Origin of the sequence: Amorphoplanes friuliensis DSM 7358, from assembly GCF_000494755.1 — a bacterium.
In the GTDB taxonomy this organism is placed as follows: domain Bacteria; phylum Actinomycetota; class Actinomycetes; order Mycobacteriales; family Micromonosporaceae; genus Actinoplanes; species Actinoplanes friuliensis.
The window spans coordinates 6,037,731-6,060,846 of sequence record NC_022657.1 but is presented as its reverse complement, the minus strand read 5'-3'; the positions used below and the strand labels follow the sequence as shown (position 1 = coordinate 6,060,846).

21 protein-coding genes are annotated in these 23,116 nt (G+C 70.8%); 7 read left to right on the top strand and 14 right to left on the bottom strand.

Annotated features, from left to right (window positions below; all coding sequences use genetic code 11):
- Positions 1 to 223: 223 nt before the first annotated feature.
- Positions 224 to 784 carry a GNAT family N-acetyltransferase gene (locus tag AFR_RS27985; protein ID WP_023560172.1) on the bottom strand — a complete coding sequence of 187 codons (561 nt, stop codon included), beginning with the start codon at positions 782 to 784 and terminating at the stop codon, positions 224 to 226.
- 41 nt (positions 785 to 825) lie between these two features.
- Here AFR_RS27985 and AFR_RS27980 point away from each other — a divergent pair, with 41 nt between their 5' ends.
- From AFR_RS27980 to AFR_RS27970, 3 genes are read left to right on the top strand one after another with little or no spacing between them, the layout of a single operon-like run.
- On the top strand, positions 826 to 2,085 hold the full coding sequence (locus AFR_RS27980) for an alpha/beta fold hydrolase (RefSeq protein WP_041841193.1): 1,260 nt from the start codon (positions 826 to 828) through the stop codon (positions 2,083 to 2,085).
- Positions 2,086 to 2,130: 45 nt separating this feature from the next.
- Complete coding sequence (locus AFR_RS27975; protein ID WP_023560170.1) at positions 2,131 to 2,553, top strand: hypothetical protein; 423 nt, start codon at positions 2,131 to 2,133, stop codon at positions 2,551 to 2,553.
- Positions 2,554 to 2,597: 44 nt separating this feature from the next.
- Entirely contained in the window at positions 2,598 to 3,986 is a 1,389-nt protein-coding gene (locus tag AFR_RS27970; RefSeq protein ID WP_023560169.1) for a serine hydrolase domain-containing protein, read from the top strand.
- A 7-nt stretch (positions 3,987 to 3,993) separates the two neighbouring features.
- On the opposite strand, the gene AFR_RS27965 is transcribed toward AFR_RS27970, so the two are convergent.
- Complete coding sequence (locus AFR_RS27965; protein ID WP_023560168.1) at positions 3,994 to 5,319, bottom strand: glycoside hydrolase family 43 protein; 1,326 nt, start codon at positions 5,317 to 5,319, stop codon at positions 3,994 to 3,996.
- Positions 5,320 to 5,473: 154 nt separating this feature from the next.
- Between AFR_RS27965 and AFR_RS27960 the strand changes: the two genes are divergently transcribed.
- Positions 5,474 to 6,319, top strand: a complete 846-nt coding sequence (locus tag AFR_RS27960) for an SGNH/GDSL hydrolase family protein (protein ID WP_023560167.1) — start codon at positions 5,474 to 5,476, stop codon at positions 6,317 to 6,319.
- Between the two features lie 4 nt (positions 6,320 to 6,323).
- Here AFR_RS27960 and AFR_RS27955 read toward each other — a convergent pair whose 3' ends face one another.
- From AFR_RS27955 to AFR_RS27940, 4 genes are all read right to left on the bottom strand, one after another.
- The gene (locus AFR_RS27955) at positions 6,324 to 6,866 is read right to left on the bottom strand and encodes a hypothetical protein (RefSeq protein ID WP_052359485.1); all 543 of its coding nucleotides are present in this window, start codon (positions 6,864 to 6,866) and stop codon (positions 6,324 to 6,326) included.
- A gap of 102 nt (positions 6,867 to 6,968) precedes the next feature.
- Entirely contained in the window at positions 6,969 to 7,337 is a 369-nt protein-coding gene (locus tag AFR_RS27950; protein WP_023560165.1) for a cyclic-phosphate processing receiver domain-containing protein, read from the bottom strand.
- A gap of 18 nt (positions 7,338 to 7,355) precedes the next feature.
- Complete coding sequence (locus tag AFR_RS27945; protein WP_023560164.1) at positions 7,356 to 7,739, bottom strand: GntR family transcriptional regulator; 384 nt, start codon at positions 7,737 to 7,739, stop codon at positions 7,356 to 7,358.
- Complete coding sequence (locus AFR_RS27940) at positions 7,736 to 8,551, bottom strand: hypothetical protein (RefSeq protein WP_023560163.1); 816 nt, start codon at positions 8,549 to 8,551, stop codon at positions 7,736 to 7,738. The genes AFR_RS27945 and AFR_RS27940 overlap by 4 nt, the downstream gene beginning before the upstream one ends.
- A 138-nt stretch (positions 8,552 to 8,689) precedes the next feature.
- Here AFR_RS27940 and AFR_RS27935 point away from each other — a divergent pair, with 138 nt between their 5' ends.
- Complete coding sequence (locus tag AFR_RS27935) at positions 8,690 to 10,744, top strand: serine/threonine protein kinase (protein WP_238547397.1); 2,055 nt, start codon at positions 8,690 to 8,692, stop codon at positions 10,742 to 10,744.
- 4 nt (positions 10,745 to 10,748) lie between these two features.
- On the opposite strand, the gene AFR_RS27930 is transcribed toward AFR_RS27935, so the two are convergent.
- From AFR_RS27930 to AFR_RS27910, 5 genes are all read right to left on the bottom strand, one after another.
- Entirely contained in the window at positions 10,749 to 10,958 is a 210-nt protein-coding gene (locus AFR_RS27930; RefSeq protein ID WP_023560161.1) for a hypothetical protein, read from the bottom strand.
- An 85-nt stretch (positions 10,959 to 11,043) separates the two neighbouring features.
- Entirely contained in the window at positions 11,044 to 12,267 is a 1,224-nt protein-coding gene (locus tag AFR_RS48485) for an NAD(P)-dependent oxidoreductase (protein WP_202963955.1), read from the bottom strand.
- Positions 12,268 to 12,307: 40 nt separating this feature from the next.
- Positions 12,308 to 13,609, bottom strand: coding sequence for an NAD(P)/FAD-dependent oxidoreductase (locus AFR_RS27920; protein WP_041841192.1), 1,302 nt, complete (start codon positions 13,607 to 13,609; stop codon positions 12,308 to 12,310).
- The gene (locus tag AFR_RS27915) at positions 13,594 to 14,961 is read right to left on the bottom strand and encodes an aspartate aminotransferase family protein (protein ID WP_023560158.1); all 1,368 of its coding nucleotides are present in this window, start codon (positions 14,959 to 14,961) and stop codon (positions 13,594 to 13,596) included. The genes AFR_RS27920 and AFR_RS27915 overlap by 16 nt, the downstream gene beginning before the upstream one ends.
- The gene (locus AFR_RS27910) at positions 14,958 to 15,413 is read right to left on the bottom strand and encodes an Lrp/AsnC family transcriptional regulator (RefSeq protein ID WP_023560157.1); all 456 of its coding nucleotides are present in this window, start codon (positions 15,411 to 15,413) and stop codon (positions 14,958 to 14,960) included. Before AFR_RS27910 ends, AFR_RS27915 begins: the two co-directional genes overlap by 4 nt.
- A gap of 256 nt (positions 15,414 to 15,669) precedes the next feature.
- Between AFR_RS27910 and AFR_RS27905 the strand changes: the two genes are divergently transcribed.
- Positions 15,670 to 16,875, top strand: a complete 1,206-nt coding sequence (locus tag AFR_RS27905) for a saccharopine dehydrogenase family protein (protein WP_023560156.1) — start codon at positions 15,670 to 15,672, stop codon at positions 16,873 to 16,875.
- Here the strand turns inward: AFR_RS27905 and gabT are convergent.
- Entirely contained in the window at positions 16,849 to 18,135 is a 1,287-nt protein-coding gene (gabT, locus tag AFR_RS27900; protein WP_023560155.1) for a 4-aminobutyrate--2-oxoglutarate transaminase, read from the bottom strand. The two genes, AFR_RS27905 and gabT, sit on opposite strands and share 27 nt — an antisense overlap.
- The gene (locus AFR_RS27895; RefSeq protein WP_023560154.1) at positions 18,132 to 19,568 is read right to left on the bottom strand and encodes a gamma-aminobutyraldehyde dehydrogenase; all 1,437 of its coding nucleotides are present in this window, start codon (positions 19,566 to 19,568) and stop codon (positions 18,132 to 18,134) included. Before AFR_RS27895 ends, gabT begins: the two co-directional genes overlap by 4 nt.
- A gap of 169 nt (positions 19,569 to 19,737) precedes the next feature.
- On the opposite strand from AFR_RS27895, the gene AFR_RS27890 reads away from it, so the two are divergent.
- On the top strand, positions 19,738 to 22,077 hold the full coding sequence (locus AFR_RS27890) for an FdhF/YdeP family oxidoreductase (RefSeq protein WP_023560153.1): 2,340 nt from the start codon (positions 19,738 to 19,740) through the stop codon (positions 22,075 to 22,077).
- Here AFR_RS27890 and AFR_RS27885 read toward each other — a convergent pair.
- Positions 22,052 to 23,092 (bottom strand): lysylphosphatidylglycerol synthase transmembrane domain-containing protein, encoded by a 1,041-nt coding sequence (locus AFR_RS27885; protein ID WP_084298156.1) that lies wholly within the window; start codon positions 23,090 to 23,092, stop codon positions 22,052 to 22,054. The two genes, AFR_RS27890 and AFR_RS27885, sit on opposite strands and share 26 nt — an antisense overlap.
- Between the last annotated feature and the right edge of the window lie 24 nt (positions 23,093 to 23,116).

Sequence of the window (23,116 nt, the reverse complement as noted above, 5' to 3'; positions counted from 1 at the left end):
GTCACCCGGCAGGACCGGATCGGTGTCCGTGCGTCGCACCGGTGGTGCTGAGAAGCCGGCGGCACTCCGGCGGGGCGTGCCCGGCGCTGCTGGTGCCGATCGGAGAACCCGGTGACGAGCCGGTGGAGCGGTCACCACGAGGGTGTGATGTCGTCGTCCGGGTGCCGTCAGCCTACGCGCCCCCGACCGCGGACCGGATGACGGCTTCGTCACTGACGACCGGCTACCGCAGCTCACCCGGCAGAAGGCTGAAGATCATGGTGTCGCGGCGCGCGCCCTGGAAGGGCAGGTGGGAGCGCAGGACACCCTCGCGGACGAAGCCGCAGCGCAACGCGACCCGCTGGGAGGCGGCGTTGTCCGGTGCGCAGGTCAGTGTCAGGCGTTCAACCGCGAGCTGCCCGAGCGCCCACGCCGACAGCAGCCGCAGCGTCCGGGTGGCGATGCCGCGCCCACGGGCCTGCGGGGCCAGCCAGTAGCCCACCGAGGCCGACGCCGACCGGGGATCGACGTCGTAGATCGAGGTGCCGCCCCAGATCACGCCGGTGTGCGTGGCATCGGTGACGGCCAGGTTCAGGGACTCGCCGGCCAGGCGTCCCTCCTCATCCTGCGCGAAGGCCGCGCGGGTGTGCTCCTCGGTGAACGGTGTCGCCGGCGACCACGAGAACTGCTGGCACAGCGGGTCCGCAAAACCCGCGTGGCGCTGGGCCTCGTCCGCCTCGTGCCAGGCACGCAGGAGCACTGTGCCGTCGGTGAGCGGCGGTTCGGGGAAGGGCAGAGCTGACATGTCCCGAACCTAACGCCCGCGCGACTGGCTACCGTGGTCGGATGATCGCTACTCCCGGGTTGGCCGTCAGGGATCACACCATCGCCGTACCGCTGGATCATGCCGATCCGGACGGGGCGACCATCGATGTCTTCGCCCGGGAGGTGGTCTCGCCGGCGCGTGCCGGCGACGACCTGCCGTGGTTGCTGTTCCTCCAGGGCGGCCCCGGTGGCAAGAGCCCGCGGCCCCTGCAGGCCGAGGCGTGGCTGGCCCGGGCCCTGAAGACCCACCGGGTTCTGCTGCTCGACCAGCGCGGGACGGGCCGCAGCACCCCGGTGACCGCCCGGACGGTGGCCGGGATGGAACCGGAGCGGCTGGCCGCGTACCTGCGGCTCTTCCGGGCGGACAGCATCGTCGCGGACGCCGAGATCGCCCGTGAGCGCATCGCGGGGGTGCGGCAGTGGGAGACGCTCGGGCAGAGCTACGGCGGGTTCATCACTCTCGCGTACCTGTCGAGGGCGCCCGAGTCGCTGCGGGCCTGCTACGTGACCGGCGGTCTTCCCGGCCTGACCACCACCGCCGACGACGTGTACGCCCGCACCTACCCCCGCGTGGCCGCGAAGAACGCCGAGTTCTACCGCGAGTACCCGCAGGACGTGGCGACGGTCCGGAGGATCGCCGACCACCTCGAGGCGAACGAGGTGTTCCTGCCCGACGGCGACCGCTTCACCGCGCGGCGCCTGCGGGTCGCCGGGAGCTGCTTCGGGATGAGCGACGGGTACGCCCGGATCCACTGGATGCTGGACGAGGCCTGGCACGGCAAGGACCTGTCCGACGGTTTCCTCTATCAGATGATGATGGAGACGGCCTTCGTCGACATGCCCATCTTCGCGCTGCAGGAGTTCACCTACGGCCAGGGCACCTTCGCGGCGAACTGGTCGGCCGACCGTGAGCTGGCCAACCACCCCGAGTTCGCCGCCGACGCCGACCCGCTGCTCTTCACCGGCGAGATGTTCTACCCCTGGATGTTCCGCGAGATCAGATCCCTCGAGCCGTTCGCCGCGGCCGCCGACCTCCTGGCCGCCCACGCCGACTGGCCGATCCTGTACGACGCCGCCCGCCTGGCCACCAACGAGGTCCCCGTCCGCGCGGCGGTCTACTTCGACGACATGTACGTCGACGCGAACCTGCAACTGGAGACGGCCCGCGCGGTGGGCAACACCCGCGTCTGGATCACCAACGCCTACGAGCACAACGGCCTCCGCGCGGCCGGCGAATACATCCTCGATCGCCTGATGGGCATGGTCGACGGCCGGTACTGAAACGGCACACGCGGCCACGCTTCCCGGGCGTAGCATCGAACCACCATGGAACTGCACTGGTGGTCCATCGAGATCTTCGACAGCGCGACGCTATCGGCGGCGCGCTGGCAGGACGCGCACGGCAACGCCCTCACCGAGGCGGCTATCACCCACGGTGCGTACGAGTGGAGTTGGCGCCCGCACTCCTGGGGTGTGCTCCTCGAGATCGCCTTCCGCAGCGACGAGCAGTGGCACGTCTTCCGCGATCTGCCGGCCGTGCACGCCGCCCTCGACGCGGTGCCCGACCCGGTCAACGGTCTGATGGTCTACCCGGGTCGTGGCGGCAGTTCCGGCCGCGTCCAGCCCCGCCGCCCCCGCCCCATCATGGGGGCCGGCGCGGCGGCGCTGCCGATCGAGCCCGAGATGCTCGGCGCCGTTCTGGCTGAGAGCGAACCCCGCACGACCAGGCCGGGCCTGCTCGCGGTCTGAAAACCGGGGCGCCGGAAAGCTGCCGGCGTTGCTACGGTGCCCGGGTGCTCCTCCCTCGATCGACACCGGCTGCCTCGGGAGTCTCGTCCCGCGCGATCACCGCGCTGCTGGACCGGTACGAGGCGCAGGGCATCGAGTGTCACTCCATCATGGTCGTCCGCCACGGGCACGTTGTCGCCGAGGGCTGGTGGACGCCGTACTCCGCTGAGCGCCCGCACCTGCTCTACTCGCTGACCAAGTCGTTCACCTCGATCGCCGTGGGCCTGGTCATCGCCGACGGCCTGCTCTCGCTGCACGATCGAGTCGTGGACGTGCTCTACGACCACGTTCCGGCCGATGCCTCGGAGCAGGCGCGGCGTCTCACCGTGCACCACCTGCTGTCCATGACCACCGGACACGTCACGGACAGCCTCGACGAGGCCTGGGAGCGGGAACCGGACGACCTGATCCGGGGCTTCTTGCGCGTACCGTTCCCGGAGCCCGAGGGAACGCTGCACGCCTACGACAACGCGACCACCTTCGTCCTGGCCCGGATGGTGGAACGGGTCACGGAACAGGACCTGCCGCAGCTCCTGCGCGAGCGGCTGTTCGGCCCCATGGGCATCGATCACGCCGAGTGGGACCTGGTGGCGAGTGGTTCCTCCTTCGGATTCCACGGGCTGCACCTGACGACCGAGGCCGTCGCGGCGTTCGGTGAGCTGCTGCTGCACGGCGGCCGCTGGGGCGACCGGCAGCTCGTCCCGCGCGACTGGGTGGAGCTCGCCACTCGCCGGCACGTCTCGATCCCGGACAAGAACGACCCGGGCTTCGGGTACGGCTACCAGTTCTGGACGTCTCAGCACGGCTTCTACGGCGACGGTGCTTTCGGCCAGCAGTGTGTGGTCGTCCCGTCGCACGACCTGGTGGTGGTCGTGACCGCCGCCATCACGCAGGAGGGGGTCGGCACCGCGCAGTTCTGCTGGGAGACCCTGCTCCCCGGCCTGGACGACGTGGACAGTGCCCGCGACGACCAGCTCCTCGCCGAGCGGCTGCGGGGGCTGTCACTCACGCCGGTGCCGGGTTCGGCCGGGCCCGGGCGTTCCCTGACCGCGAAGATCGAGGGCTCGGTGGTGCCTTCCGGCTCTGTCTTGACCGTCGATCCCGATGAGCACGGCTGGCTGCTGAACCTCGGGTCCGGCATCGAGGTCGGGGTCGGGCACGGCGAGTGGCGGGAGAGCTCACCGCTCGGCCGGCCGGTCGTCGCCACCGGCGCCTGGCAGGGCGACACCTTCGTCGCCGAGCTTTATGTCATCACCTCCCCGCACCGGGTCCGGGTCGAGGCCCGCCCCGGTACGCCCACAGCCACCGTGACGTGGAGCAGCGTGCCCCTGACCAGTCCCGAACTGCGTCTGCACCTGAGGTCACCGCTCAAGACACGGCCGCACAACAGGTAGGTCCACCTCAGCCCAGCGGCGCGGAGACGGTGAAGGACGCGTCTGCCTTCAGCGTGGCGGAGTTGTCGTTGCGGTCGATGCGAAGTTCGTAGTTGTAGTGCCGGAGGTAGAAGCCCGGGTAGTTGTACGACTCGAAGGACGTCGTCCCGGTGCCGGAGAGGCCCGCCCGGCCGCAGAAGGTCGCGTCGTTGCGGAACGTCGCCGTGCCGTCGTTCGCCGAGAGGATCAGCCGGTTGTTGTTGTGGCGCAGGTAGCGGCCGGCGGGGTTCACGGACTGCAGTGAGTAACAGTTGCCGTTGGCCAGCCCGGCGCCGATCGTGAAGGTCGCATCGAGCCGGTCGGTGGCCGTGCCCGGCACCTCGACGTAACCGAGGCTGTTGCGGTGCCGGACGTACCGGTCGGGGAAGTTGGACGAGCGCAGCGAGCGGTTGCCGGTCGGCACGGCGGTGCTGTCGCCCACGTTCTCCCGCAGCACGGTGAAGTGCCGCACCGTGCCGGAGAGGCCGGGCAGTTCCGTCTTTGCCGACCACGTCGTCAGGTTGCTGCTGTCGGCGTAGTAGTAGCGGCCGGCCCCGTACTGGTCGAAGTAGAGCCGCCAGGCGCCCGACGGCAGCTGGACCAGCGCGGGCCCTTCCAGCCCGGAGCCCCAGCCGGCCCAGTTGCCCGTACCGGTGAAGGTCCAGGGGCCGGTCAGGGCCGGCGCCGTCGCGTGCTCGATGTACTTGGTGGTCTCGTTCTTGACGAACGCGTGGTAGGTGGCGCCGGAGCGGACGACAAACGTGTCGATGTGGTTGGCCGGGATGCCGATCGCGGTGCGCGCGCTCCACGTCGAGAGGTCACCGCTCGTCGCAGTGATCTTGTACGGCTGGAACTGCCCCGCCGTGCCCGCCGTCGACGCGGAGAACACGACGTGGACGCTGCCGTCGGTGTCCTTGAACCACTCCGGCGCCCAGGTGCTGCCGGTCGAGCCGTTCAGGCCGACGGTGACGTTGCGCAGGAACGTCCAGGTCACGTGGTCGGCGCTGCGGGCGAAGCCGATCGTGTTCCCCGTCCAGTTGGTCGTGTAGACGAGGTAGTAGTAGCCGTCGGTGTGCCGCATGACGCTCGGGTCGCGGATGAGCCCGGCCGGCGGCGTGTACGCGTTCGCCCGGATCAGGCTGTAGTCGGTGCCGTTCGCCGAGTCGTAGACGTACATGTTCGACTCGCTGGAGTTGGTGAACGCCGTCATCAGGTAGTGCGGCGCCGGGCCGGCCGCCTCGGCGGGAGCGACGAACAGCGCGGCACTCGCCAGGACACCGCTTACCACAGCGGCCAGAATCCGGATCTTCCGCATGGGCGCTCCCTGATGTGACCGTTAACATCGACGGTGTTCATCTCAACGCAACACATCGATCCCCGTCAAGGTGTATCGCGCCGTCCTCGACTTCCCGCCGGGCAATGCCTTACCGTCATGGAGTCGTCGCTCACCGTGAACGAGGGGATGGTCCGTGCCGCGTCGCTGGCAACTGGTCGCCTTGGTGCTCCTGGCCGCACTGGCCCTGGCCTGCGAGGGTGAAGGCACCGCCGCGCCGGACCCGACCGGCAAGCCGAAGAGCAACCGGCCCGCCTCGATGGCCGCCCTGGGCGACTCCATCACCGCCGGCTACGGCACCTGCTTCACCCTCGTCGCCTGCTACCGCAACTCCTGGTCGACCGGCAGCAGCGCCGCGGTCGACAGCCACTACCGGCGGATCCGGGACGACAATTCCAAGATCAAGGGCAACGCCGACAACTACGCCGTACCCGGGGCGCGGGCCAGAGGCCTCTCCGCGCAGGCCAAACGGGCGGTCGACGCCAAGGTCCAGTACGTCACCGTCCTGATCGGGGCCAACGACGCCTGCACCGACACCGCCGCCGGCATGACGTCCGTCGCCACGTTCCGTGAGCAGATCGACGCGGCCCTGACCCGCCTCAAGAAGGGCCTGCCCAAGGCGCGGGTCCTGGTCGTCAGCATCCCGGACCTCTACCGGCTCTGGCAGCTCGGCCACGAGAACACCAACGCCGTACGCGCCTGGAACCGCGGCGTCTGCCCCTCGCTGCTGGCCCGCCCCACCTCGACCGCCCAGGCCGACGAGGACCGCCGCCGCCAGGTCGACAAGCGTGTCGACGCCTACAACGACGAGCTCGCGGACGCCTGCGAGGACTACGGCAAGCGCTGCCGCTGGGACGGCGGGAGCGCTCACCGCGTGCGGTTCTCCCTCGACCTGGTCAACGAGCGCGACTACTTCCACCCCGACATCGAGGGTCAGAACAAACTCGCCGACGTCACCTACCCGGGCCGCTTCACCTGGTGACCCCTCAGATCTGCCGCACCCATCCCACCAGGAAGAGACCCCCGGCCACGCAGAGCCCGGCAGTCACCGGCGTCAGCCAACGGGCGCGGCGCTCCCCGTCCAGCGAGGCCGTCAACCGCTGATGCATCGCGGCGATGCCCACGAGCAGCGCCAACCCGGCCAGACTCAACGGAACGCTGATCAGGAAGTGCGCGGCCCACGCCCCACCACGGGTCGGCCCACCCCACGACGTGTCGTACGGCCCGGGATCGACAAAGCCGTAGAGGGCACCCCGCAGCACCATCAGCACCTGCATGCCGAGCGGAATCAGAGCAGCAACCCCCAGCAGCAGACTCTGCACCGCGTGGACCGCCACCGCGCCCGTGCCGGGACGGCCCTCCGCCACGGGTGCAGCCTGGAGCAGGCGCGTGCGCAAGGCCCGCCACCAGCCCGCCGCGCCCCGCCCGACCACCAGTGCGCCGAGCGCGACGGGAATCAACACCGCGCAGTAGGCGAGGCTGCGCCAGACTTTCTCCGCTGTGCCGGTCCGGGCAACAACTTCGTTCATGGTCAGGACTCCCGTGGTCGAGGACTGTCCCCTCATCCTCGGGATCGGGTCTTGCAGTTCCCACCGAGACGCCCCGCCCTTCCTGGTGTGGTTAACCCGCGGTCAGGCCGAGGGTGGGTTGTCGGCCAAGTAGCCGACCCGGGGCGACCCGGAAACGACGCGAACCGTGTAGCCCCACCGGGTCAGGGCCTGGCTGATGCGGGCCGCGCCCGGTGGGTTCGCGGAATGAATGTGGACGACGCCGATGGTCAGGGGGTTGCCGGTGAAGGCGGCTTCCTCGAGGACCGCCACGACCGGCCAGATGGTGTCGTCGCCGCCCAGGTCGTGATCGAGCCAGAGTTCGTCGATGCGGCCGGCGCCCAGGGTGGTGAGCAGCTGCACGCCCGCGGCGCTGGTCCGGGCGATCTCCGCGACCGTGCCGTCGGTGAAGGAGCGTAGGTCGTCGACCAGAACGATCTTGGGCGGAGTCATGTCGCGATTCACTGCCTCTCAATACCTGGCTTCGAGGGCTCGGTGCAGCGCGGCCAGGATGGCGTCGCGGCTCGCGCCGGCCGCCCGGGCTCGCCAGACGTAGTCCTCGGCGGCCCGGAGCAGGACGTCCGGTTCGGGTTCGGCCTGGGCGGGCCGGTCCGCGACCCGCGTGCCGCCGCCGCGGCGTGAGACGACCAGGCCGGCGGCTTCCAGCTCCCGATATGCCCGGGCCACCGTGCCGATCGCCAGCCCGAGGTCACCGGCGAGCTGACGCAGCGGTGGCAGTCGTTCGCCGCGGGGGAGTGCGCCGCTGCCGATCAGTTCCGCGAGCTGGCGGCGTACCTGCTCGTACGGCGGGGTGGGATCGGTCGTGACGACGCTGAGCTGGGGCGGTGAGGTCATGCCCGGCTCCGGCGGGACGGGGTGAGCAGGCAGGCGCCGCACCACACGGCCGTTCCGAACGCCAGCAGACTGAGCACCATCAGGGACCGGCCGGCGGGCTCCCACCAGGGCGTGTTGCAGGTGAGATCGGTCGATCCGAGCAGGACGCCCGCCGTGAGCGAGATGCCGGCCAGAGGGAGTAGCACGAGGATTCCGGCCGCCGCGGTGATCACCTCGGCCGAACGGCGGCGCGAGGAGTCGGTCTGCGGGCCACGCGCCACGCGGTGCAGGGCGTAGGCGGCCACGGCGAGCCCGGCGGCAACCAGGGCCAGGGCCGGAAGTGTGTAGTACGAGCCGGGCCAGGGCGTCTGCAGGAGCCCGGGGCAGCTCAGGGCCCGGCCCGCCCGGCCGAGGTCGTCCGCGGATCCGGCCGCAGTGGTCACCGTGGCGATGGCCGCGAGCAGCACTGTGGACACCACGACGACGCCGCCGAGCACACGGGGGACGTAGTCCCGGGCGCGCCGCACCCGCAGAGTGGCGCGACGGATCTCGCCGTCCGGGCCGGGACGGGTCAGCTCGCCGATCAGCGCACCGGCGAAGACGGTCAGGCCGAACGCCGGGCCCGCCACCAGGAAGCCGCGTCCCAGGTCGCCGCTGCGGGCCACCAGGACGGCAACGGCCGCCCCGGCCACGATCCCGGCCAGGCGCCAACCTGTCGTGGCCCGGAAGATCAACGGCGATGGTGACGGCGCCGGCCAGGCGACCCTGATGATCACCATGGCGGCGGTGCCGAGCGCCAGCAGCGCCAGGACGGCCGTGGCGAACGCGAACATCGGGCACCCCTTTTGTGTCATGTGCTTGATACAAGACTGAAGAGTGCCAGGTGGTGAGGGCTTGTGTCAATACAAGTCGGAGACCCGCCGGTGCCCCAAGGGTGGGCGCGAACCGGTACGGTCTCTCGCGTGTCCGACATGCCTCAGCAGCCGATCGGCGGCCGCTACCGACTCGTCCGGCCGCTCGGTCAGGGCGGTCAGGGTCGCGTCTGGCTGGCCCGTGACGAGGTGCTGCGCCGCGACGTCGCCATCAAGGAGCTCCTGCCGCCACCCGGACTGTCCGAAGAGGAACAGGACTACCTGTGCGAGCGCTCGATGCGCGAGGCCCGCACCATCGCCCGCCTCAACCAGACCAACGTGGTCCGCATCTACGACGTCCTGCCCTATGACGGACGCCCCTGGATCGTCATGGAGTTCATCGCCTCCAGGCCCCTCCACCAGGTGTTGCGGCGCGAGGGCCCGATGGCTCCGGAACGCGCCGCCCGCATCGGCCTGAGCGTGCTCGCCGCCCTGCGCGCCGCGCACGAGGCCGGGGTGCTGCACCGCGACGTCAAGCCGGCCAACGTGCTGCTGGCCCACGACGGTCGTGTCGTCCTGACCGATTTTGGTCTGGCGACCGCCTCCGAGGACCCCGGGATGACGCAGTCCGGCGTGGTGCTCGGCTCCCCGGCCTACCTCGCGCCCGAGCGTGCGCTGGACCACCCCGTCGGTCCCGCTTCCGACCTCTGGTCACTCGGCGCGACCCTCTATGCCGCGGTCGAGGGCCGTTCCCCGTACGCCCGGACGACCCCGATCGCGACGCTGGCCGCGCTCACCACCGAGCTGCCCCCGGCGCCGGAGCACGCGGGTGTGCTGCGCCCCGCGCTCGAAGGGCTGCTGCGCCGCGACCCGGAGGCGCGGATCAGTGCCGCGGAGGCGGAACACCTCCTGCTCCAGGCAGCCGGCGACGAGCCGAGCCTCGGCCTGCCCCTCCCGCCGCCCTCCGGCGGATCGTCCTTCGACCGCGAGGTCTCCTTCAGCAACGCCCCGTCACAGCCGAGCGCATCCATGAGCCGGCCGAGCGCATCCATGAGCCGGCCCATGAGCGGCGCCACCCCGATCTTGGACGACGCGCCGAAACCGCGGAGGTCCCGTCTGCGGATCGCGGCCGGTGCCCTGGTCGGTGTGGCCGTGCTCGCGCTCGGCGTCGGTGTGGTCCTGGCCAACCCCGGTCTGATCGGCGCGCAGGCCGGCGCCGCCCCGCAGCAGCCGTCCGCCGACCCGTCCCGGCACACCGCCGCCGGCTGGCACTACTACCGGGACAGCCCCGGCTTCACGGTCCCGGTTCCCGACGGCTGGCTCACGGTCCGCGACGGCCGCCACGTCGAGTTCCGTGAACCGGACGGTCCGGGCCTGCTCTCGGTCGACGAGCTCACGTTCGCCCCGTCCGACCTGCTCGCCGACACGCGCACCCGGGAGAAGCCGGCCCGCAAGAAGCCGGGTTACACCCGGATCGCGCTGGCCGCGGTCGACTATCAGGTCCGGGCCGTCGAGCACGAGTTCACCTACACCGGCCCCTCGGGTACGCCCATGCACGCGATCACCCGCAGCTTCGTCAGCGAGTCCCGCCGGGCGTACCTGATCGGCTGGCACACACCCGACGCCACCTGGGCCGCCAGCCGGCCGGCACTGGCCCTGGTCCTCGACGGCTTCCGGGCGAGCACCGTGGCACCCGCCCCGGCCCCGGCGTCCGCACGCCCGTCGAAGTCCGCGAAGCCCGCACCGAAGCCGACCCGTACCCGGACGACCACCCCACCGCCACCACCGCTGGCCGCGGGCGGGCAGTCGCTGCACAACCAGGCGACCGGCACCTGCGTCGACGTCCCGAACAGCGACCCGGCAACCACCCTCAACCTGCAGACGTTCGCCTGCAACGGCACGGTGGGCCAGCAGTTCCAGCTGCCCGCCGACGGCACGCTGCGTGTCCTGGGCAAGTGTGTGGAGGTGGCCGGCACCGCGGACGGGAGCGCGCTGCGGCTCGCCACCTGCACCGGCGGCGGCCTGCAGCGCTTCACCCTCAACGCCGCCGCCGACCTGGTGAGCCTCCAGCTCGACAAGTGTGTCGAGGTGCCCGTGGCCAACGCCGGCAACGGCGTCCGGATCCAGGTCGTGACGTGCGCCGGGCCGAGTCACCAGAAGTGGATCCTCGGCTGAGCAATCACATCATCATGTCGATCCGGCCCCCGGACATCTGCCGCGCGGCCAGGGCCTCGTTCGCTGCCTTGGTCGAGTCGATCTCGTTGGCGACCGCCAGCTTCTCGGCGGCCCGGGCCGCCAGGTCGGACGTCAGCTTCTGCTGAGAGCGCTGCAGTTCGATCCGCGGCAAGTAGTCGCTCGCCCGCGACGCTCCGATGGGCTCGATCGCCATGATGTCTCCTGTTCTCTCCGGCCTGCCTGTCGGGGCTCCCATCGTCCGGCCCTCACCGTTCTGCACCTAAATGCCGGCGATTTTTTCAGTACGCGATCCCGAGCGTGTGCCCCACCGTCCGAGGCTCGTCCAGAACCGCCAGCATGTGCCGGGCAACATCGGCCCGCGCGATGAACAGCCCGGTCCGCACGTTGCGATCCTCGGCCGTCCGATACCTCGGCCACAGCCGCACGTCCAGAAGCCGCGGCGGCCGCGACACGGTCCAGTCCAGCGCGCTGTCACGCAACACGTCCTCCATCCGGGCCAGATCGGCATACTGCCGCCGGAACGCCACCTTGGCCAGCGGCGCGATGACATGCCGCATCACGACCCCGTCACCCGGATTGAACCGCGGCGGCCGCGGCCGGCCCGGCGAAGCCACGGTCCCCACGGACGCGGCACTGACAACAACGATCCGGCGCACGCCGGTGGCCTGCATCGCCTCGACGAGCGCCTCGGTGCTTCGCCGGGCCACCCCGGCCCCCGCATCGGCCCCGGTCCGCGCCCCCACGGCCGACAGAACTGCATCAGCACCGCGCACCGCGTCCCGCACCACCTCCGGATCCGCGCCGACAAGATCCGCCACCACGACTCGAACGCGGCCATGCCCCGACGTCGGCTCGCCGGCAGCCCAGGCCCAACTTCGGTGAAGGTGGGTCTTCCGGGCCGGGTCGTGTTCTGGCGCCGGCTTGGGGGTGGTCCGGGCCCAACTTCGGTGAAGTTGGGCCTTCCGTGCCTGGCTATGTTCCGACGTCGGCCCGCCGGCAGCCCAGCCCCAACATCCGAGAAGTTGGGCTCCCCGGGCCCGGCCGTGCTTCGACGTTGGCTTGGGGGTGGTCCGGGCCCAACTTCGGTGAAGTTGGGCCTTCCGTGCCCGGGCATGTTCCGACGTCGCCCCGCCAGCAGCCCGGCCCCAATATCCGTGAAGTTGGGCCTTCGCCAACTCTGCGCGGGGGCGAGCGTCCTGACTCACATCCCGCGTCGCGGCCGAAGCCCTTCCACGAGCCGCGTTCCGCGTCACGGCCGAGCCTGTCCCGCGAGCTGGATCCTGCGTCACGGCCGAGCCTGTCCCGCGAGCCGCATCCCGCGCCACGCCCGAGACCGTCCCACGATCCGGGTCCGAGGCAACGGTCCCGGACGACGTGATCAGGTCGGGTGGCAGGTTCTCCGGATGACGGACCACGACCGTGACGTCATGGCCGGCCGAGACAGCCAGCCTCAGCAGGTGGCGCCCAATCCCGCCGGTAGCCCCGAAGATCGTCAGTCGCATGCCGCACCCCTCGAACCCGCCCTACTTGAACAGGTTCAAGTTAGCGTTCGCGGGCAAGTTCCCAGCGGTCGCGCAAGCCCGCACCGCGCAGGGCGGCGTTGATGCCGAGCCACCGAACCGGTTCCGGCTCCCACGGCCGAGAACGATGGCCGACCCAGGGCAACGTGGTCAGGTCGGTTAAATTGCCCGTGATCAGGTCGGCGAGCGTCCGCCCGGCGAGGTTGGTTGCCGCGACGCCGTCGCCGACGTAGCCGCCGGCCCAGGCCAGGCCGTTGTCGAGGCCGACCGAGGGCATCCAGTCGCGGGGGATGCCGAGCGGGCCACCCCACCGGTACGCGATGGGCGGGTCGATGCCGAACAGTTCGGTCAGGGTGCGCCGCAACGCCGAGAAGACGCGCGGCGACTGGTCGTAGGCGGGCCGCACGCTGGACCCGAAGTGGTACGGCGCACCGCGACCGCCGAAAGCAAGTCGGTCGTCGGCGGTGCGCTGGCCGTACACGATCATGTGGCGGTGGTCGGTGAAGGTCTCGCGCCGGGCCAGGCCGATCCGGTCCCAGGTCGACTGGGGGAGGGGCTCGGTGGCGATCATCAGCGAGTACACCGGGGCCAGGGTGCGGCGGTGGCCGGCCAGTCCCGCCGTGTAGCCCTCGAGGGCGCGGACGACGACGTCGGCACGTACCGTGCCGTGGTCGGTGACGACCGAGCCGCGGGACAGGCGCAGGGCGCGGGTGTTCTCGTAGATCGCGACGCCTGAGGCTGCCACGGCCGCGGCCAGGCCTCGGACCAGGGAGGCGGGCTGCAGCGACGCGCAGTCGGGGCTGTAGGTCGCGCCGAGCACGCCGGTCGCGCCGCAGATCTCGCTCGCGGCCGCGGCGTCCAGCAGGCGCACGTCGAGGCCGTACTCCTCGGCTTCGCGGGCTTCGGCCTCGGCGCGGCGCAGCTGTGGCGCGGAACGGGCGAGGGCGATGGTGCCGCCCTTGGCGTACGAGCAGTCGATGCCGGTCCGGCCGACCTCGTCCACGGAGGCCGCGAGGGCGCGGTGCATGGCCACGGCCTGCTCTCGTCCGTACCGGCGGGCCAGTTTGCCGACCGGGACCGGGAAGAGGCCGGAGCACCAGCCGCCGTTGCGCCCGGAGGCGCCGAAGCCCGCGTATTCGGCCTCGAGCACCGCGATCCGCAGGCCCGGGTCCGCCCGCGCGAGGTAGTAGGCGGTCCAGAGCCCGGTGTACCCGCCACCGACGATCGCGACGTCCACGCTGCGGTCGCCGGGCAGGGGCTCGCGGGCGGCGGCCGGTTCGCCGGTCGCCGCCAGCCAGAAGGATTCGTTCAGAGCCGGGTCCAGGCCTCGGTGAGCACACCGCGGAGCGCGTGCTCGATCTCGGCGAAGTGCTCTTCCTCGCAGATCAGCGGGGGAGCGAGCTGGATGACCGGGTCGCCGCGGTCGTCGGCGCGGCAGTAGAGCCCGCTCTCGAAGAGCGCCTTGGACAGGAAGCCGCGCAGCAGGCGCTCGGACTCGTCGACGTCGAACGTCGTTTTGGTCGCCTTGTCCTTGACCAGTTCGATGCCGAAGAAGTAGCCGTCGCCGCGGACGTCGCCGACGATCGGCAGGTCGGTCAGGCGTTCCAGGTAGGACCGGAAGAGCGCGGAGTTCGCCCGGACGTGGCCGTTGAGGTCCTCGCGTTCGAAGATGTCGAGGTTGGCCAGGGCGACCGCGGACGCGACCGGGTGCCCGCCGAAGGTCACACCGTGCGAGAACGAGTTTGCGCCCTGCAGGAACGGCTCGACCAGGCGCTCCGAGGCGATCATCGCGCCGAGCGGGACGTACCCGGAGGTCAGGCCCTTGGCGCAGGTGATGATGTCGGGGGTGTAGCCGTAGTGGGTGGAGCCGAAGTACTCACCGAGCCGGCCGAACGCGCAGATGACCTCGTCGGAGACCAGCAGCACGTCGTAGCGGTCGCAGATCTCGCGGACCCGCTGGAAGTAGCCGGGCGGCGGCGGGAAGCAGCCGCCGGCGTTCTGCACCGGCTCGAGGAAAACGCAGGCGACCGTGTCGGGGCCCTCGAACTCGATGGCCTCGGCGATGCGGTCGGCGGCCCAGATGCCGAACTGCTCCTCGCTCATCGACTCGTCGGGACGCCGGTAGTAGTTGGTGTTGGGCACCTTGATCGCGCCGGGCACCAGCGGCTCGAACTCCTGCTTGATCAGCGGCAGCCCGGTCAGCGACAGCGCGCCCATGGTGGTGCCGTGGTAGGCGATGGTCCGCGAGATCGCCTTGGTCTTCATCGGCTTGCCGGTCAGCTTGAAGTAGCTGCGCGCGAGCTTCCACGCGCTCTCCACCGCCTCGGAGCCGCCGGTCGTGAAGAACACGCGGTTGAGGTCACCGGGGGTCAGCCCGGCGAGCCGCTCGGCCAGCTCGACCGCGGTCGGGTGGGCGTAGGACCAGAGCGGGAAGTAGGCCAGCTCGGAGGCCTGCTTCGCGGCCGCGTCGGCCAGCTCGCTGCGGCCGTGGCCGGCCTGCACCACGAAGAGCCCGGAGAGCCCGTCCAGGTAGCGCTTGCCGTTCTGGTCCCAGACGTACGGGCCGGAGCCGCGCGTGATCACGGGAACCTCGGTGGCGCCGCCGGTGTACGACGACATGCGGGTGAAGTGCATCCACAGGTGGTCGCGGGCGGAGGCAGAGAGGTCTTCGGTCATCGGGTCCCCCACGCGTAGGTCTGCTTGGCGAGTTTGAGGTACATGAAGGTCTCCGTGCTGGTGACGCCGGGAACCGCGCGGATGGAGTCGTTGAGCAGGCTCAGCAGGTGCTCGTCGTCGGTGCAGACGAGCTCGACGAGCAGGTCGTAACCGCCGGCGCAGTAGACGACGTAGTCGACCTCGGGGATCTGGGCGAGGGCCTCGGCCACCGGGCGCAGGTTGCCGGTCACCCGGACGCCGACCATCGCCTGCCGGGCGAAGCCCAGCATCAGCGGGTCGGTGACCGCGACGATCTGCATCATGCCTCCGTCCAGCAGGCGTTGGACGCGCTGCCGGACGGCGGCCTCCGACAGCCCGATGATCTTGGCGAGCGCGGCGTAGGACATGCGTCCGTCACGCTGCAGGTGCTCGATGATCTGCTTGTTCACATCGTCCAGAGCCAGGTCCGTCACGCAGCGATTCTGGCCTGAGGTCCGGTTGTTGGCAACGGAATCCGTTGACGGATTCCCAGCACTCCCTTGATTCCGTCGCCAGGGCTCCCGGGAGTGCGCCGGGGTCGGGGGGTCGGTGGTGTGAAGCCCTTGCAACTGCGTTTATCGCAGATTTCTGAGCCATTGACAAGTGTTTCCGTCGCGCTAACGTGCTCGTAACACGTTTTCGGTGTGGTAGGCGCAACCCGCGCACCCCCTGGTCGAGAGAGGCGCTGCCATGCGTGTATTGCTCGTCGGTGCCGGCGGTGTGGGCGCCGCCGCGACCCGCATCGCGGCCCGCCGCGATTTTTACGACCTTTTTGTGGTGGCCGATCACGACTTCGCCCGGGCACAGACGGCAGTGTCCGGTCTGGAGTCCCGCGGCTTCGTCGCTGCCAAGGTCGACGCCTCGTCCGCGCAGGCCGTGGCCGATCTCTGCCGCGAGCACGGCATCACGCACGTGTTCAACGCCGTCGACCCGCGTTTTGTCATGCCGATCTTCGACGGCGCGTACGCCGCCGGCGCCGACTACCTCGACATGGCGATGTCGCTGTCGCACCCGCACGCCGAGCAGCCGTTCGAGAAGACCGGCGTGAAGCTCGGCGACGAGCAGTTCGCCGCGTCCGGTCAGTGGCTCGACTCCGGTCGCCTGGCGCTGGTCGGGATGGGTGTCGAACCGGGCTTGTCCGATGTCTTCGCCCGATATGCCGCCGATCATCTCTTCTCGCGCATCGACGAGATCGGGATCCGCGACGGCGGCAACCTGGTCGTCGCCGGTTACGACTTCGCGCCCTCGTTCTCGGTGTGGACGACGATCGAGGAGTGCCTCAACCCGCCGGTGATCTGGGAGAAGGACCGCGGCTGGTTCACCACCGAGCCGCTGAGCGAGCCGGAGATCTTCGACTTCCCCGGCGGCATCGGCGAGGTCGAGTGTGTGCACGTGGAGCACGAGGAGGTGCTGCTCATCCCGCGCTGGGTCGACGCGCGGCGGGTCACCTTCAAGTACGGCCTGGGCAAGGAGTTCATCGACGTCCTGAAGACCCTGCACAAGCTGGGCCTGGACCGGACCGCCCCGGTGTCCGTCGGCGGTGTCTCCGTGTCACCGCGTGACGTCGTGGCGGCCTGCCTGCCCGACCCGGCCGGTCTGGGCGACCGGATGACCGGCAGCACGTGCGCAGGCACGCTGGTCTCCGGCACGGACAAGGACGGCAACCCGCGGACCGTGTACCTCTACCACGTCGTCGACAACGAGTGGTCCATGCGGGAGTACGGGTCGCAGGCCGTCGTGTGGCAGACGGCCGTCAACCCGGTCGTGGCGCTGGAACTGCTCGCGACCGGGGTGTGGCGGGGTGCCGGCGTCCTGGGCCCGGAGGCCTTCGACGCCGTGCCCTTCCTGGAAAAACTGGTCGAGTACGGCTCACCCTGGGCGATGCGCGAGCAGTGACTCGGTGAGGATGCCGAGGCCCCGGGCCACCTGCTCGTCGCTGATCACCAGCGGCGGCAGGAATCGCAGCACGTTGCTGTAGGTGCCGCAGGTCAGCACCAGCAGCCCCGCGCTGTGGCAGGCCCGGGCCACCGCGGCGGTCCGCAGCGGGTCCGGTTCGATGCTGCCCGGCTTGACCAGCTCGATCGCCAGCATCGCGCCGCGCCCGCGCACCTCGCCGATTCCCGGGTCGTCCGCCGCGAGCGCGGTGAGCCGGGGCCGGAACAGCTCCTCGAGGTGCCGGGCCGCGGCGTTCAGGTCCAGCTCACGCATGGTCTCGATGGCGGCCAGCGCCGCTGCGCAGGCGATCGGGTTGCCGCCGTAGGTGCCGCCCAGCCCGCCCGGGTGGACCGCGTCCATCAGCTCGGCCCGGCCGACCACACCGGCCAGCGGCAGCCCACCGGCCATGCCCTTGGCCGTCGTCACCAGGTCGGGCTCCACACCCTCGTCCTCGCAGGCGAACCACGAGCCCGTGCGGCAGAAACCGGTCTGTACCTCGTCGGCGATGAACACCGCGCCGGCCTCGCGCACCCAGGCGGCCAGGGCCGGCAGGAACCCGGCGGCCGGGACGACAAAACCGCCCTCACCCTGGATCGGCTCGATCAGCACCGCCGCGACGTTCGCGGCACCGACCTGCTTCTCGATGACGTCGATCGCCCGGGCCGCGGCTTCCGGGCCGGTCAGCCCGCCGTCGCGCAGCGGGTACGACATCGGTGCCCGGTAGACCTCCGGTGCGAACGGGCCGAACCGGTGCTTGTACGGCATGGACTTCGCCGTCAGCGCCATCGTCAGGTTGGTCCGCCCGTGGTACGCGTGGTCGAACACCACCACGGCCTGCCGTCCCGTCGCGTGCCGCGCGATCTTGACGGCGTTCTCCACCGCCTCGGCACCGGAGTTGAACAGGGCCGCACGCTTGTCGAACGACCCCGGTGTCAGCGTCGCCAGCTGCTCGCACACCGCGATGTACGACTCGTACGGCGCGACCATGAAGCAGGTGTGCGTGAACCGCTCGACCTGCTCCCGCACGGCGGCCACCACCCGGGGCGCCGCGTTGCCGACGCTGGTGACCGCGATGCCCGAGCCGAAGTCGATCCACTCGTGGCCGTCGACGTCGGTGATGCTGCCGCCGGACGCACGGTCCACGTAGGACGGCACCACGGACGTGACTCCGCGGGCGACGGCGGAGTGCCTGCGCTTCTGCAGTTCCTCGGAGGACGTCATGACTCGACGCTGTGCATGACGTGCTTGAGCCGGGTGTAGTCCTCCAGCCCGTACACGGAGAGGTCCTTGCCGTGGCCGGAGTGTTTGAACCCGCCGTGCGGCATCTCCGCGACCAGGGGGATGTGGCAGTTGACCCAGACGCAGCCGAAGTCCAGCCGCCGGGTCATCCGCATCGCCCGCCCGTGGTCCCGGGTCCAGACCGAGGAGGCGAGGCCGTACTCGACGCCGTTGGCCCAGCGCACCGCCTCGTCCTCGTCGGTGAAGCGCTGGACGGTGATCACCGGGCCGAACACCTCGTCCTGGATGATCTCGTCCTGCTGCCGGAGCCCGGAGACGACCGTGGGGGAGTAGAAGTAGCCGCGGTCGCCGACCCGCGCGCCGCCGGCGTCGAGGCTGGCGTGGTCGGGCAGCCGGTCGAGGAAACCACCGACGCGATCGAGCTGGCGGGCGTTGTTCAGGGGGCCGTAGAGCACGTCCTCGTCGCTCGGCGGTCCCGTGCGGGTGCCGCGGGCCTGCTCGGCCAGCGCCGCGACGAAGTCGGAGTAGACACCGGGGGCGGCCAGCACACGGGTCGCGGCCGTGCAGTCCTGACCCGCGTTGAAGTAGCCGGCCTCGGCGATGGCCGCGGCGGCCGCCTCCACGTCGGCGTCGTCGAAGATGACGACCGGGGCCTTGCCGCCCAGCTCGAGGTGGGTGCGCTTGAGGTCGGCGGCGGCCGCAGAGGCGACCTCCATGCCGGCGCGGACCGACCCGGTGATCGACACCATCGCCGGCGTCGGGTGCGAGATCAGGGCGCGGCCGGTGTCGCGGTCACCGACCACGACGTTGAGCACACCCGGCGGGAGGAACTCGGCGGCGATCTCGGCCAGCATGATCGTGGTGACCGGTGTGGTGTCGGAGGGCTTGAGCACGACCGCATTGCCCGCCGCGAGCGCGGGTGCGAGCTTCCACACCGCCATCATCAGCGGGTAGTTCCACGGGGTGACCTGCGCGCACACGCCGACCGGCTCGCGTCGCACGTAGCTCTCGTAACCCGCGAGATATTGACCGGCCGAGCGGCCCTCGAGCAGCCGGGCCGCACCCGCGAAGAAACGGATCTGGTCGATCGCCGGCGGCAGCTCCTCGCTAGCGGTCAGCCCGAGGGGCTTGCCGGTGTTCTGCGACTCCGCGGCGACCAGCTCGTCGGCGCGGGCCTCCACGGCGTCGGCGAACCGCAGCAGGGCGCGCTGGCGCTCACTGGGTGTCGTGTCGCGCCAGATCTCGAAGCCGGACGCCGCCGCCTCCATCGCCCGGTCGACATCGGCCTGACCGGACACCGGCGCCGCGGCGAACACCTCGCCGGTCGACGGATCGATCAGGTCCTCGTACCGCCCGTCGACCGGCTCGGCCGCGGCCCCGCCGATGAAGTTGGTCAGCACACTCTTGGTGGTCATCCGGCCTCCCGCAGAGATATCACGCCTCGCGGAGACATCTTTTCACCGAATCCGCAGCTGACAAGACCCTGCGGCCACTGTTTCCGTCGCGATCGCGGCTCCGGTTGGCTTTATGACCATGGACGGGGAAGCTTGGCCCCAGGCGGGCACGCAGGGCGAAGGAGCAGACATGACGGAGATTCCGGGAGACCGGCAGGGTCAGGGCGCACCGGGAACGCCGGCGACCGGTCGCGGGCCCAACCGGGGCGGCGACTTCTCCCAGCGCGACGACCACCACCCGTCGGCCGGCTGGGGTGCCGCCCGCAGCGTCGGCAAGATCATTGCGGCCGCCCGCGAGCCCGTCGGCGCCCCGCACGCCGTCCTCAAGATGAACCAGCTCAAGCTCAGCGCCAAGAAGGACGGTTTCGACTGTCCCGGCTGCGCCTGGCCCGACGACCGCAACGGCCTGCACCTGGACTTCTGCGAGAACGGCGTCAAGCACGTCACCTGGGAGATGACCCGCAAGAAGGTCGACGGCGAGTTCTTCGCGAAACACACCGTCACCGAGCTCAACGGCTGGAACGACTTCGACCTGGAGAACCAGGGCCGGATCACCGAGCCGCTGAGCTACGACCCCGCCTCCGACAAGTACGTCCCGATCTCCTGGGACGACGCGTACGCACTGGTCGGCGACACCCTGCGCGGTCTGTCCGGGCCGGACGAGGCGTCGTTCTACACCTCGGGGCGGCTCAGCAACGAGGCGACGTTCCTCTATCAGCTGTGGGTGCGGGAGTTCGGGACGAACAACATGCCCGACTGCTCCAACATGTGCCACGAGGCGAGCGGCCGGGCCCTGACCGCCGCGATCGGCACCGGCAAGGGCACCTGCGACCTCGAGGACTGGGAGTCGGCCGACCTGCTGATCCTGATGGCGGTCAACGCGGCCTCCAACGCACCGCGGATGCTCACCGCCCTGGCCGAGGCGTCCCGCCGCGGCGCCGAGATCGTGCACGTCAACCCGCTGATCGAGGCGGCCAGCAGGCGCACGATCGTGCCGCACGACTTCGTCGCGATGGGCACCTTCCAGGCCACGAAGACGGGCACGATGAACGTGCAGCCGCGCATCGGCGGTGACCTCGCGCTGCTGCGCGGCGTGGCGAAGGTCGTCTTCGAGCAGGACGCCGTCGACCAGCACTTCATCGAGCAGCACACCGACCAGTACGAGGCGTACCGCAAGCTGGTCGACGACACGCCGTGGGACGACGTCGTCCACCAGTCCGGCGTCGCCGAGGAGATCATCCGCGACCTGGCCGGCCGCTACATCGCCTCGCGGCGTTCGATCATCGCCTGGTGCCTGGGCCTGACCCAGCAGGAACACAGCGTCGACACGATGCGCGAGATCATCAACCTGCTGCTGCTGCGCGGCAACATCGGCCGCCGCGGCGCCGGTCCGTCGCCGATCCGCGGGCACAGCAACGTCCAGGGCAACCGCACCTGCGGCGTCAACCACCACCCGACCGAGGAGTGGCTGGCCAAGCACGACGCCGCCACCGGCATCACCTCACCGCGTGAGCACGGGCTCGGCACGGTCGCGACCATCGAGGCGATGGCGGCCGGGCAGGTGAAGGTCTTCGTCAGCCTCGGCGGCAACTTCGCCCTGGCCGCGCCGGACACCCGGGCGACCTTCGCGGCGCTGCGCAACACCGAGCTGACCGTGCAGGTCAGCACGAAGCTCAACCGCAGCCACCTGGTGCACGGCCGTCACGCGCTGATCCTGCCCTGCCTGGGCCGCACCGAGCTGGACGTCCGGGCCACCGGCGAGCAGGGCGTCACGATCGAGGACTCGATGAGCTACGTCCACCTCTCGTACGGCAAACGCAAGCCGTCGTCGCCACTGCTGCGCTCGGAGTCCGCGATCCTGTGCGGTCTGGCCCGCGCCACGCTGCCGGAGTCGGCGACACCCTGGGAGGAGTACGCCGAGGACTACGACAAGATCCGCGACGTGATGGCCCGGGCCCTCACCGGCTTCGAGGACTTCAACCGACGCGTCCGCGAGCCGCTCGGCTTCCGGCTGGACCAGCCCGCCCGCGAACGCGTCTGGCTCACCCCGTCGGGCAAGGCGGAGTTCCACCCGTCGCCGCTGCCGGACGTGGTCCCGCCGGAGGGCCGGCTGATGCTCTCCACGGTCCGCTCGCACGACCAGTGGAACACCACCATCTACTCCGACAACGACCGCTACCGCGGTGTGAAGAACCTCCGCACGCTGCTCTTCATGAACCGCGAGGACATGGCCGAGCGGGGGCTGACGGAGTTCGACCTGATCGACATCACCAGCCACGCCCGCGACGGCAGCACGCGCTCGGTCTGGGGTTACCGCGCGATCGCCTACGACACCCCGCGCGGCAGCGTCACCGGGTACATGCCCGAGCTCAACATCCTGTGTGCCCTCACCGACAACAGCTCCCAGAGCGATCAGCCGCTGACGAAGCACCTGGTCGTCGAGGTCACGCCCGCCGCACCGGCACCGTAGTCGCCCGGCGCAGCGCGACCGCGGCGGCGCCGCCGACCGGGATGATCAGCCAGCAGGAGAGCAGCCGGTAGATCAGCACGGCGGCGGCGGCGCTGACCGCGGTCGCCCCGGTCGCGGTGAGCCCGGCGACCAGGGCGGTCTCGATGACACCGACACCGCCCGGGGTCAGCGGCACCTGCCGCACGATCTGCACACCCAGGTAGATCCCGGCGAGGGTGGTCACGCCGACCGGCAGCCCCAGCGCCCGGCACGCGGCGGCCAGGCAGAGCAGGTCGGTGAGCCAGTTGACCGCCGCGTAGGCCAGCGCCACCGCCCAGTCGCGCACCCGCAGCGACGCACCCTTCTGCCAGGCGTCACGGCCTGCGGCCACCAGCCGGCTGACCTTCCCGTACGGCTGGGTGCGCGCGCGTTCCGGCCGGCCGGCCTGCCACCGGCCGATCACGACGGCACCCGCGGCGACCACAGCGATCCCCGCGACGATCGCCAGCGGCTGCCAGCTCAGGAAAGCGCTAGGGTTCTGGGCGACCAGACCCGCACCACCGGCCAGGTAGAGCAGCGTCAGGCCTCCGATCGACGCCAGCCCGGAGACCACCGCGGAGGCGGCGCCGATCTTCCGGCCGACCCCGGCTTTCCTGTACTCCCGGATGGCGTACGCGGTCGACACCGCGGCCCCGGCCGGCAGACTGATGGACAGCGCCGACCGCGCCAGCGTGATCGCCATGATCCGCCGTCGTCGCAGCCGGACCCCGAGATTGTCGAGCAGCCGCCGCTGCTGGAACGCGAACGCGGCCAGCGAGACGACCTGCAGCACGGTGGCGAGGGCGACCCAGCCGTAATCCGCACCGGCCAGCGCCGCGAGGAACTCCCGCGGGTCGGGCAACCGTCCCCGCAGCCCGACGATCGCCAGCACGACGACCGCTGCCACGATGCCGCCGATGCGCAACCACCGCGAAAGGCCCGGACGGGCCGAAACCGCTGCCGGGCGCTCACGCACCTCGGATCGCGGACGTGACATCGCCTGATCCTCGCAAACGAGAGC